Genomic DNA, 11096 nt, shown 5'->3' with positions numbered 1-11096 from the left:
TTCCTCGGGTGGGCGTGGGGCCTGTAACTCTTGGAGAGTGCAATGAATTCGCTCTTTTCTTCCACGGTCAAATCGGGGCTGCTAGCCCTGGGTATCCTCTCCGGCGTCACGGCACCGTCCGCCGCCGGCCCGATCATGCAACCGGACCTGTCGATTCCCACCAGCACCGCGGCGCCGAATGTCACGCCGGTCCGCGACAGCTGGGCGGGCGGCAACAACAACCGTCAGTTCAACAACGACAATTGGAGATGGCGCCGGTCGGGCAATTGGGACGGCGGCCGTCGGCACTGGCACGGCGGCGGCGGTCACTGGAATGGTGGAGACAACTGGCGTTGGCGCCATGGTCGCCATCACTATCGCGGCGGCCGTTACTACGATGATGGCGCGAGTGCCGCGATCCTGGGCCTTGGCCTGGGGCTTGGCCTCGGCAGCATGTACAACAACTACGACTACTATGACCGGCCGGCGCCGCGCCGCTACTACCGCGCGGGACGGCTTTCGAGCGCCCATGTCCAATGGTGCTACAACCGCTACCGGTCGTACCGGGCCTACGACAACACGTTCCAGCCCTACAACGGCCCGCGCCAGCAGTGCTACTCACCCTATTGATGGGCTGGCCCTGTAGCTGAGCTGACCGACAGAATGAAAAAACGGCGCCACGTGGCGCCGTTTCTTGTTCATGGAAGCTGCTATTTTCGAGCGCTTGTGGATTTCGCTCAGTTCTTCGCCTTGTCGACCAGCTTGTTTTTGGAAATCCACGGCATCATCGCGCGCAGCTTGGCGCCGACTTCCTCGATCTGGTGGCTGTCATTGTTGCGGCGGATGCCCTTGAAGCGGGACATGCCGGCGCGGTACTCCTGCATCCACTCCGAGGTGAATTTGCCGGTCTGGATGTCCTTCAGCACGCGCTTCATCTCGGCCTTGGTCTCGGCGGTGATGATGCGCGGACCCGAGACATATTCGCCCCATTCGGCGGTGTTCGAGATCGAGTAGTTCATGTTGGCGATGCCGCCTTCATAGATCAGGTCGACGATCAGCTTGACCTCGTGCAGGCACTCGAAATAGGCCATCTCAGGCGCGTAGCCGGCTTCCACCAGCGTCTCGAAACCGGCCCGGATCAGCTCGACCAGGCCGCCGCACAGCACGACCTGCTCGCCGAACAGATCGGTCTCGCATTCCTCGCGGAAATTGGTCTCGATGATACCCGAACGGCCGCCGCCGACGCCGCAGGCGTAGGACAGGGCCAGGTCGAGCGCATTGCCCGAGGCATCCTGGTTGACGGCGACCAGGCACGGCACGCCGCCGCCCTTCTGGTATTCGCCGCGCACCGTGTGGCCGGGGCCCTTCGGGGCAATCATGACGACGTCGACCGTCGACTTCGGCTCGATCAGGCCGAAATGCACGTTGAGGCCGTGCGCGAAGGCGATAGCGGCACCATCGCGGATGTTCGGGGCGATCTCGTTCTTGTAGATGTCGGCCTGCAGTTCGTCCGGCGTTGCCATCATCATCAGGTCGGCCCACTTGGCCGCGTCCGCCACGCTCATCACCTTGAGACCGTCGGCCTCGACCTTCTTGGCGGTTGCCGAGCCGGCCTTGAGGCCGATTGCGATCTCCTTGGCGCCGGAATCCTTGAGGTTGAGCGCATGCGCCCTGCCCTGGCTGCCATAGCCGATGATGGCGACCTTCTTGCCCTTGATCAGATTGAGATCGGCATCACGATCGTAATAGACGCGCATTTTGTCTTCCTTCCCGTTTATAAATCAGAGCATGATGCCGAAAAGTGTGAAGCGGTTTTCGGACGACATCATGCTCTATCTTCTTGATTTAGAGACGAATTCAGATTTCAGGTCGACTTGACCTGAAATCATCCGGCTCTAGGGCCTTGCGGCCGGTTGTTGCTCCATGAAGAGCGAGAAACTGCTGCGTCGCCCGCGCGGCATCGCCGCCGATCGCCGCCTCAGTCAATTCCAGCCGGTCGCCGAGCAGCAGACGGATCTGCACATCGCGGGCGACCAGCCCGAAAAAGGTGCGAAACGCCGTCTCGGCATCCGCGAAATCCAAAAGCCCGGTCCGTCGGCCGGCCTCGAGCACCGGCTTCAGCCGCTTGGCCAATGCGAAGCGGCCGTTCTCCAGCACCACGGCGCCGAGATTGTCCTTGCCGGAGCCCGCATGGCTGACCGCCACCCGATTGAGCGCGATCGACGTGTCGCTGGAAATCACCTTGAGCCAATCCGAGGCGAAGCGCTCGAGGCTCGCGGTCAGCGAGGCAAGATCGAGCCCCTTGCGGTCGACCGGTGCCACCCGCACTTTCGAGGCCTGCCATTGCACCGTCGCTGTCAGCAGCCCGTCGCGGTCGCCGAACCATTTGTAGAGCGTTTCCTTGGAACAGCTGGCGCGGCGCGCCACGGCGGTCATGGTCAGCTGGTCGCCCTCTTCGACCAGCAGCCGCAACGCCGCGTCGAGCACGGCCTTCTGCCGCTCTGTCAGCGCTTCGCTGGTGTCGATGTCAGGCACGATGTGCAACACGCTCTTCTCTCGAAAGGTCGGCATTCCCGATAGGCCGTACCGTACGTTACGGTTCGGCATATTGCGCGATCCGAGGCCGTGCGCAAGAGGACGAGAGCAAAATATCTGCAAAAATGGACAGGCGCTGGCGCGACAGGCTCGCTTAATCGCTGGCTGGCGGATGGCGCAACCGTCCAAGCAGTGCCGAGACCATGGTCAGCTCATCCGCCGACAGTTTGGCGCCAACCAGTTCGGCGATCGAGCGTCCGTACACAGCCCACATCTGGCGGCGTATGTCTCGCCCCTTGGCCGCGATGCGGATGGTCTGGCCACGGCCGTCATCGGCCACCGGCAGTTTCTCGACGAGCCCATCGGCCTCGAGCCGGGCCAGCAGGCGCGAAATGTTGTATTGGGCGAACAGCGTGCGCTCGATGAGCTGGAACGGCCGCAGCCCGCCCTCGCCCGCCTCGGCGAGTTCATGCAGCACGTCGTACCAGGCAAGTGGGGGCAGACCGGCGGCCTTCAACGCCTCTTCGGCGCTCTCCATCAACTGGCGCGATACGCGCATCAGGCGAGCCCAGGCCTTGATGGCTTCGGGCGAAGGCGCGGCTTTCTCGGTCATGGCGCACCTTAGACGATAGATGCAATTGCATCAAGCTTGACGATCAATGCATATGCATCTACATAGATGCAATTGCATTAATCAGGGAAAGCCAATCCGATGAAACACGAAATCTGCAAACGCGCCGACAAGCTCATTCTCGTCAGCCATCACCTCTGCCCCTATGTGCAGCGCGCCGCGATTTCGCTGGCCGAAAAGGGCGTGCCGTTCGAACGCGTCGATATCGACCTCGCCAACAAGCCGGACTGGTTCAAGGCGATCTCGCCGCTCGGCAAAGTGCCGCTGCTGCGCGTGCAGCGGAATGGCGAGGAAACGGTGATCTTCGAATCGGCCGTCATCCTGGAATTCCTCGAAGAGACGCAGGCCAATCCCCTCCACCCGGCCGATCCCTATGCCCGCGCCCGGCATCGCGCCTGGATCGAGTTCGGTTCGGCAACCCTCAATGCCATCAGCCGGTTCTATTCAACATCGACCGAGGCCGGCTTCCTTGACGAATCCAGCGCGCTGTCCGCCATGTTCGACCGTCTCGAAGCCGAGTTGGCGGACGAGCCTGGCGGCCCCTGGTTCGCCAGCAAGCACTTCTCGCTGGTCGACGCCGTTTACGGTCCGGTCTTCCGCTATCTCGATGTCTTCGACCGGATCGGTGATTTCGGCATTCTTGACCGAAAGCCCCTCGTCCGCGCATGGCGCCGGGCGTTGAGTGAACGCCCGTCGATCAGGCAAGCCGTGGCGCCGGACTACCCGCAGCGCCTGCATGCCTTCCTGCGGGCAAAGGGATCGTACCTTTCGAGCCTCATTGGCCAAAACGATCCGGCCACCGCGCTTCGACCAGTCCTATCCGCTTGAACGGATCGATTACGGTGCCGGCCACCATCGAGGCGAGAAACTGCGGCGCCGGCGGGATTTTTGCCACCGTCGCCACCAGCCTGTCGCGGATGAAGGGCAGCGCCACCGAATCCGACTGGTAGAACGGCGTGAACGCCAGCGACAGCGCCTGGAAGATGCGGACATGCCAGCGCCGCGCCCTCGCATAGGCTTCAAGTGCCGCTTCGACACTGTCCGTCCGCGCCAGCGCATGGCTGAGCGCCGCGGCGTCGAGCAGCGCCATATTGGCCCCTTGCCCGAGCTGCGGGCTGGTCGAGTGCGCCGCGTCGCCGATGATGGCCAGCCGCCGCCCAACCGGCCGCTTCATCGTGTGGTGGCCATAGCGCGCCAGCGAGAGCTGGTCGAAACTGTCGATCTGGCTGACATACGCCTCGCTCTGCGGCCACAGCCGGATCACCCTCTCCTTCCAGGCATCCAGGCCCCGGACGCGCACCTCATCGGCGTCCGACGGCTTCAGGCTCCAGAAGAAGGCCGCCATCTTTGCAGCGCCCGGCTGCGGCCGGCCGATCGGCAGCACGCCGATCATCACGCTCGCTCTGTCGTAGCGTTGCAGCAGCGCGCGCTCATCGAAACCGTCGCCGCGCCAGCCAAGCGAGGCCCAGAACGCGCCATAGGTGAGCGGTCGTGGCTCGCCTGCAGCGCTTGCGCCGCGCAGTTTCGAGCGCGAACCGCTGGCGTCGATGACGAGGTCGAACGGCCCCGCCCTTCGTCCGTTGCCGCAGATCAGCGTCGTCCGTTCGCCCGTCTCCAAGGCCTCGATCTCGACGCCGGTTTCGATGGCGATCGCTTCGCGTTGGGCGGCGCGGAAGAGCACGCCGAACAAGGCCGCCCGGTGCACCGCCAGCCCGAAGCGGCCACCGCGCTGCGCATCGTAGCGGACATCGAGCACGGTACGGCCTGTGGTGGCATCGGCGCCATGCAGGCGGTCGATGCGGCTGCCCAGCGCCAGCATGTCGTCGAGCAGGCCAAGATCGGCCAGCACCGTCAGCCCTGTCGGCTGCAGGATCAGCCCGGAGCCGACCGGCTTCGGCTCATCGAAGCGTTCAAAGACCGTGACCCGATGCCCGGCGCGCTTGAGATAGAGCGCCATGGCCAGTCCCGCCGGCCCGGCGCCTGCTATTGCGATGTCGTAGGAAATGCCAATGCCCCCAAAGCCGAACTGGCCGGGACAATCCTTCAGCAGCCCGGCGAAATCAAGCCGCACCGTGGGGCTTTAGCGGTCGTTCAAGCCTGGGCCTTGGCGGCCGTTCAAGCCTGGGACGCATCAAAATCGGCGCGCGCTGCGCGCACCGCATCATGGTTGAGTTCGGCCCACAGAATCAATTGATGAAAGGCGCCGAACATAGAGCGCCCGAGATCGGTCAGGCTGTATTCGACGCTTGGTGGTTTGGTCGGGAACACCTCACGATGCACATAGCCATCGCGCAGAAGATCGTACAGCGTCTGGGTCAGCATGCGTTGCGAAATGTCGGGCACAAGGCGCCGCAACTCACCGAAGCGATAGGGTTTTTCAGCCAGCGCCATCATCAGCAGCGATCTCCATTTGCCGCTCACCCCTTGAATGACCTCGCGAACCGGACAATTGGCAATATTGCCGCCGCCTGAGATGGCCTTATAGACCTCCAACTTCGATTTCAGATTGATGACCTTGCCGTCCATGGCTGGTTCCCTGCGTGTGCCTACCTCCCGAAAAACTGCCTTCTTTACGGCACCAGGTCAATTCCTATTTTAGTGCTGGTCTCTTTTTGAGACTGCCACTCGAACCGCCTTAGCGGCGCAATGTCAGGACCTTCCATGAGCGAAACCCTTCTCGTCACCGGCGCTTCCGGCCAGCTCGGCCACGGCGTCATCCAATATCTCCTGGACAAGCACAAAGTTCCACCGGCAAACATCATCGCCGCCACACGCAATCCGGAAAGCGTGGCCGATCTGGCGCTGCGCGGCGTCGTTGTCAGGGCCGCCGACTTCAACGACGCGGCATCGCTGGAAACCGCATTCAAAGGCGCCGACAAGGTGCTGATTATTTCGACCGGCGATCTCGATCTCAAAAGCGGCAGGCGCCTGAAGCAGCACGAAAATGCCGTCGCCGCGGCCAAAAACGCCGGCATTTCGCATCTGCTCTACACCTCGATGCCCAATCCGGAGCCGGTATCGCCGGTCCTGTTTGCCGATGACCACTACAGCACCGAGCAGGCGATCAAGGCGAGCGGCATCCCCTACACGATCTTCCGCAACGGCTGGTACCAGGAGAACCTGTTCATGGCCCTGCCGCACGCGATCGCCTCGGGAAAATGGTACACGTCGGCCGGCGACGGGCGCATTGCCCACGGTGCGCGCGACGACATGGCAGCGGCGATCGCCGCCAGCCTCGCTGGCGCTTCAAACGAAAGCAAGACCTACACCTTGACCGGTCCGCACGCCTACACCACGGCAGAGATTGCCGCCCTGGTAAGCGAGGTCACCGGCAAGTCGCTCGATGTCGTGCAGGTTCCGGATGAAGCGCTCACCGAAGGGGTAAAGGCATCCGGCGTTCCCGAGGATTTTGCTGAAGTCATCGTGTCCTTCGACGTCAACACGCGCTCCGGCCGCATCGCCATGGTGACCGACGCGATCGAGACGCTTTCCGGCCGCAAGCCAAAAACGCTGAAGCAGTTCCTCGAGGCGAACAAGGCCGCGCTGGCCGGTTGAAGCGGAGTGACATGGACTGTGCCGCAAGACACAGCTCATTCGCCAGGACATGTCGAGATTCAGGTCAGGCTGGACCGAGAATGTGGGTTCCGAGAACCGGAACGGAGCGGACACTTGGTCCGTGAGTACCGGAAGCGCAGGAACCTGCCGTTCGCAGGCCGGCCTCACCTGAATATCGGCATGTCCTAGATGGCCACCTGAGTGCCGATCTCCACCACGCGCCCGGTCGGGATTTGGAAATACTCCGTCGCGTCGGCCGCCGTGCGCGCCAGGCCGATGAACAGCCGGTCCTGCCACACCGGCATGCCGGAATTGGGCGAGGCCTTGAGCGAACGCCGCGACAGGAAGAACGAAGTCGTCATGATGTCGAATTTCCAGCCCTGCTTGCGGCAGATCGCCAGCGCGCGCGGGATGTTGGGCTGCTCCATGTAGCCGAAGGTCAGCGTTACCCGCATGAACAGCTCGTTGACCGTCTCCATTTTGACCCGGTCGCTGTCGGGCACCACCGGCTGCGGCGCGGTCACCACTGAAAGGATGACGTTCTGCTCATGCAGCACCTTGTAGTGCTTCAGGCTGTGCATCAGTGCGGTTGGCGCGCTGAGCGGATCGCTGGTCAGGAACACGGCGGTGCCTGACACCAGCTGCGGCTTCTTCTTCAACAGATTGCCGGCGAGGAAATCGAGCGGGATCTCGTTGCGGCGGGTCTTGTCGAACAGATAGCGGCTGCCGCGCACCCAGGTCCACATGGCCAGCACGATGGTGAAGGCAACGGCCAGCGATGCCCAGCCGCCCTCAAACACCTTGACGATGTTGGAGGCAAAGAAACCGACGTCGATGAAGCCGAACAGCGCCGTCAGCGAGACCGCCAGCCACAGCTTCCATTTCCAGATCCGCGTCATGACCACAAACAACAGCACCGTGGTCACCAGCATGTTGCCGGTCACCGAGATGCCGTAGGCCGATGCCAGCCTGCTGGACTCGCCGAAGCCCACCACCAGCATCATCACCACCAGCGCCAGCAGCAGGTTGACGCGCGGCATGTAGATCTGGCCGGACTGTTTCTCCGACGTATGCAGAATTTCCAGGCGCGGCAGCATGTTGAGCTGCACCGCCTGCCTGGTCAACGAGAAGGCGCCCGAGATCACCGCCTGGCTGGCGATGACCGTGGCGGCGGTCGCCAGCACGACCATCGGGATCAGCGTCCAGCCTTCATTCATTTCGAAGAACGGATGGCCGACGACGCCGTTCTTGGCCAGCACGAAAGCGCCCTGCCCGGCATAATTGAGCAGCAGGCACGGAAACACGACCCACAGCCAGGCGAGCACGATCGGCTTGCGGCCGAAATGGCCGAGATCGGCATAGAGCGCTTCCGCGCCGGTGACCGCGAGGAAGATGGCGCCGATGGTGACGAAAGCGACATCGGGCGAATTGATCAGGAAGGCGACGATGTAGTGCGGGCTGATCGCCCACAGGATTTCCGGATCGGCGATGATGTGGTTGAGGCCGGAAAGGCCGATCGCCAGGAACCACACCGCCGTCACGGGACCGAAGACCAATCCCACGCCGCCCGTGCCGAAACGTTGCACCGCGAACACTATGGCGAGAATGACCAGTGTCAGCGGCACGACATAAGGCTGGAAGGTCGGCGTGACGACGTTCATGCCTTCGACCGCCGACAGCACCGAAATCGCCGGCGTGATGACGGCGTCGCCGAAGAAAAGCGACGCCCCGACGATGCCGATGCCGAGCATCAGCGCCGAGCGCTTGGGGAAACTGCCGCGCGCCAGCGCCATCAGCGACAGCACGCCGCCCTCGCCGCGGTTGTTCGCCCGCAGCACGAACATGATGTATTTGATGGTGACGATGATGGTCAGCGACCAGATGATCAGCGACAAAACGCCGAGGATGTCACCGCGGTCGGCCACCTGTCCGCCGGAAGATGCCACCAGCGCCTCGCGAAAGGCGTAGATCGGACTGGTGCCGATATCCCCATAGACGACACCGAGCGCGCCCAGCATCAGAACCTTGGTGCTGTGCTGTTCGACTTCCGAATGGCTCGATTGTTCGACGGGTTCTGCCTCACTACCAGTATTGGTAAGGGCCATGGACGACACTCCGATAAGCGCGCGGTGCTCTACGCTTGCTGCGATGCAATATCAAGTGCCGTCGCGTAATGGCTGCCATGCCTGCCATGCGAGGCTGCCCATCGCTACCATCCGCAGGCCTTGAGGAACCGACCCACCGTACCGGCCATGCCATACTCCAACGCGTCGGCTGTCAACCCATGTCCGATCGACACTTCGGCCAATGCCGGAATGCGCTTGACCAGCGCCGGCAGGTTGCCGACCACCAGATCGTGCCCGGCATTGACCTGCAGCCCGGCGGCAAGCGCGGCGTCAGCGGTTTTTCCCAGCCTTTCCAGCTCTTTGGCGGCTTTGGCGGAATCTGTGTGATAGCTGCCATATGGACCTGTATAGAGCTCGATGCGGTCGGCGCCGGTGTCGCGCGCGGCCGCCACCCAATCGGGATCCGGATCGGAAAACAGCGACACGCGAAAGCCCCCCTTCTTCAGGCGCTTGACGATTGGTGTGAGGAACGCGGCCTGGGTTGCGAAGTTCCAGCCATGGTCCGATGTCGCCTGGGCCGGATCGTCCGGCACCAAGGTCACCTGTTCAGGCTGATGCTTTTCCACAAGCAGCAGGAAATCCTCGGTCGGATAGCCCTCGATGTTGAATTCCGCGCCCGGAAACTCGTCGTCGATCAGCGACCGGATCTCAGGCACATCGGAGAGTCTTGTGTGCCGCTCGTCGGGGCGTGGATGCACTGTCAGCCCGTGCGCTCCGGCCGCCAGCGCAATGCGGCCGAGGCCGGTGACGCTTGGCCACGGCAGGTCGCGCCGGTTGCGCAGCATGGCGATGGCATTGAGGTTGACGGAGAGCTTTGCAGGCATGCGGGTGGCCTCGGAAATCGTTAGACGCGCCCACCTATAATGCCTTTGACGGGAACAGTAATGCCTTTGGTGGGAACAGACTGGGGGTTTCGGGTGTTCCAAGCCTGATGAACCAGCGGGGAAAGGTAGCGCCGATGAATTTTCTTGATGAGGTGCCGGCAATCCGCCGTATCGAGACCAGCCGTGACGACCTTTTCGCCATCGATGTCGTCGGGCACGTTTCCGCGGCCGATGGTGAAAATCTTTTCGGATTGCTGGAGGCAGCCTACGCCCTGCATCCGCGCGTCGATGTGCTGGTGCGCCTCGTCGACCACGACGGCGTCGACTGGGCCGACATCGCTGACGAGACCCTGAAGCAGGGCGCCATTCATGCATTGGAACATGTCGACCGTTGCGCGACGATCGGCGAACCGGACTGGATAGCGGACGCACAACGCTTTCTGCCGTCCTCACCACCCATCGAAATCAGGCATTTCAGGACGGAGGACGAGGCTGCCGCCTGGCAATGGCTTGCCGCACAGCCTATCGGGGCAACAGCATCCGGCGCCCCTACCTGACGATCGTCAGCCGCTCGGCCGCCCGCGTGATGGCGGTGTAGAGCCAGCGCTGGCGGGTTTCCTTGAAGGCCCAGCTTTCATCGAACAGCACGATCTCGTTCCACTGTGAGCCCTGCGCCTTGTGCACGGTCAGCGCGTAGCCATAGTCGAAATCGTCGAAGCGCTTCTTCTGCTGCCAGGGGATATCGGCGTCCGGATCCTCGAACGCCGCCTTGAGCAGCTTGATCTTGGCGACGCCGCGATCCGGATCGTCCTCTTCCGGCGACACCAGAAGGTTGATGCCGGGCTTCACCGTCTCGCGCGACGATGTCATCACCTTCCACAGCGAGCCGTTGAGCAGGCCCTTTGCCGGATCGTTGCGCAGGCAGACGAGCTTGTCGCCGGCCTGCGGATAGTCGGCGTTGAAGCCCTTGAGCTCGCGCAGCCGCTGATTGTAGCGGCGCCGCGTGCGATTGGTGCCGACCAGCACCTGGTCCGCCTTCAGCACCAGTTCCTGGGTAACGTCTTCCTTGCCGATCACCTGCGCCGTGCCATAGTCGCCACGCATGAACTCGCGGCCCTCGCGCACATCGAGCGCCAGCCGCAGGATCGGGTTGTCGCGCGCCTGCCGGTGGATTTCGGTGAGCAGAAAATCCGGCTCGTGGTCGGTGAAGAAGCCGCCGCCCGAGATCGGCGGCAACTGGCCGGGGTCGCCAAGCACCAGGATCGGCGTGCCGAAACTCATCAGGTCGCGGCCGAGTTGCTCGTCGACCATCGAACATTCGTCGATGACGACCAGCTTGGCCCGCGAGATCGGGCTCTGCCGGTTGAGCGAAAAAGTCGGCGACATCGACGTCTTGCCGGTGATTTCGTCCGACACCGATTCCTCGCCTTTCGGCCGGTAGATCAG

At 62.9% G+C, this 11096-nt stretch carries 12 protein-coding genes; 4 read left to right on the top strand and 8 right to left on the bottom strand.

What is annotated here, in order from left to right; all coding sequences use genetic code 11:
* Positions 1 to 42 precede the first annotated feature (42 nt).
* On the top strand, positions 43 to 609 hold the full coding sequence (locus tag ENZ75_RS07915) for a BA14K family protein (RefSeq protein WP_013531066.1): 567 nt from the start codon (positions 43 to 45) through the stop codon (positions 607 to 609).
* A 107-nt stretch (positions 610 to 716) separates the two neighbouring features.
* Here the strand turns inward: ENZ75_RS07915 and ilvC are convergent, their stop codons facing one another.
* From ilvC to ENZ75_RS07900, 3 genes are all read right to left on the bottom strand, one after another.
* Complete coding sequence (gene ilvC, locus ENZ75_RS07910) at positions 717 to 1736, bottom strand: ketol-acid reductoisomerase (RefSeq protein ID WP_013531065.1); 1020 nt, start codon at positions 1734 to 1736, stop codon at positions 717 to 719.
* 100 nt (positions 1737 to 1836) lie between these two features.
* Positions 1837 to 2526 (bottom strand): TetR/AcrR family transcriptional regulator, encoded by a 690-nt coding sequence (locus ENZ75_RS07905; RefSeq protein WP_063170262.1) that lies wholly within the window; start codon positions 2524 to 2526, stop codon positions 1837 to 1839.
* 142 nt (positions 2527 to 2668) lie between these two features.
* The gene (locus tag ENZ75_RS07900; RefSeq protein WP_063168257.1) at positions 2669 to 3127 is read right to left on the bottom strand and encodes a MarR family transcriptional regulator; all 459 of its coding nucleotides are present in this window, start codon (positions 3125 to 3127) and stop codon (positions 2669 to 2671) included.
* A gap of 99 nt (positions 3128 to 3226) precedes the next feature.
* Here ENZ75_RS07900 and ENZ75_RS07895 point away from each other — a divergent pair, with 99 nt between their 5' ends.
* Positions 3227 to 3973 carry a glutathione S-transferase family protein gene (locus tag ENZ75_RS07895; protein ID WP_063168258.1) on the top strand — a complete coding sequence of 249 codons (747 nt, stop codon included), beginning with the start codon at positions 3227 to 3229 and terminating at the stop codon, positions 3971 to 3973.
* Here the strand turns inward: ENZ75_RS07895 and ENZ75_RS07890 are convergent.
* Both ENZ75_RS07890 and ENZ75_RS07885 read right to left on the bottom strand, forming a co-directional pair.
* On the bottom strand, positions 3921 to 5216 hold the full coding sequence (locus ENZ75_RS07890; protein ID WP_128278012.1) for an NAD(P)/FAD-dependent oxidoreductase: 1296 nt from the start codon (positions 5214 to 5216) through the stop codon (positions 3921 to 3923). The genes ENZ75_RS07895 and ENZ75_RS07890 overlap by 53 nt on opposite strands.
* Before the next feature lie 44 nt (positions 5217 to 5260).
* Positions 5261 to 5671: a helix-turn-helix domain-containing protein gene (locus tag ENZ75_RS07885; RefSeq protein ID WP_063168259.1), complete on the bottom strand. Its 411-nt coding sequence runs from the start codon at positions 5669 to 5671 to the stop codon at positions 5261 to 5263.
* 135 nt (positions 5672 to 5806) lie between these two features.
* Between ENZ75_RS07885 and ENZ75_RS07880 the strand changes: the two genes are divergently transcribed.
* Positions 5807 to 6700 carry an SDR family oxidoreductase gene (locus tag ENZ75_RS07880; RefSeq protein WP_063168260.1) on the top strand — a complete coding sequence of 298 codons (894 nt, stop codon included), beginning with the start codon at positions 5807 to 5809 and terminating at the stop codon, positions 6698 to 6700.
* A 185-nt stretch (positions 6701 to 6885) separates the two neighbouring features.
* Here ENZ75_RS07880 and ENZ75_RS07875 read toward each other — a convergent pair whose 3' ends face one another.
* Complete coding sequence (locus ENZ75_RS07875) at positions 6886 to 8805, bottom strand: potassium transporter Kup (protein ID WP_063168261.1); 1920 nt, start codon at positions 8803 to 8805, stop codon at positions 6886 to 6888.
* Between the two features lie 104 nt (positions 8806 to 8909).
* Entirely contained in the window at positions 8910 to 9650 is a 741-nt protein-coding gene (locus ENZ75_RS07870; RefSeq protein ID WP_063168262.1) for a pyridoxine 5'-phosphate synthase, read from the bottom strand.
* Positions 9651 to 9784: 134 nt separating this feature from the next.
* Here ENZ75_RS07870 and ENZ75_RS07865 point away from each other — a divergent pair, with 134 nt between their 5' ends.
* Complete coding sequence (locus tag ENZ75_RS07865) at positions 9785 to 10207, top strand: STAS/SEC14 domain-containing protein (protein ID WP_013531056.1); 423 nt, start codon at positions 9785 to 9787, stop codon at positions 10205 to 10207.
* Here ENZ75_RS07865 and ENZ75_RS07860 read toward each other — a convergent pair.
* Positions 10200 to 11096: ATP-dependent RecD-like DNA helicase (locus ENZ75_RS07860; protein ID WP_128278010.1), on the bottom strand; the 897-nt coding region annotated here is incomplete at its 5' end. The two genes, ENZ75_RS07865 and ENZ75_RS07860, sit on opposite strands and share 8 nt — an antisense overlap.

Origin of the sequence: Mesorhizobium sp. M7A.F.Ca.CA.002.04.1.1 (genome assembly GCF_004022805.1) — a bacterium.
Taxonomy (GTDB): domain Bacteria; phylum Pseudomonadota; class Alphaproteobacteria; order Rhizobiales; family Rhizobiaceae; genus Mesorhizobium; species Mesorhizobium ciceri.
The sequence above is the reverse complement of the archived record's forward strand: the minus strand, read 5'-3'. Positions and strand labels throughout refer to the sequence as shown.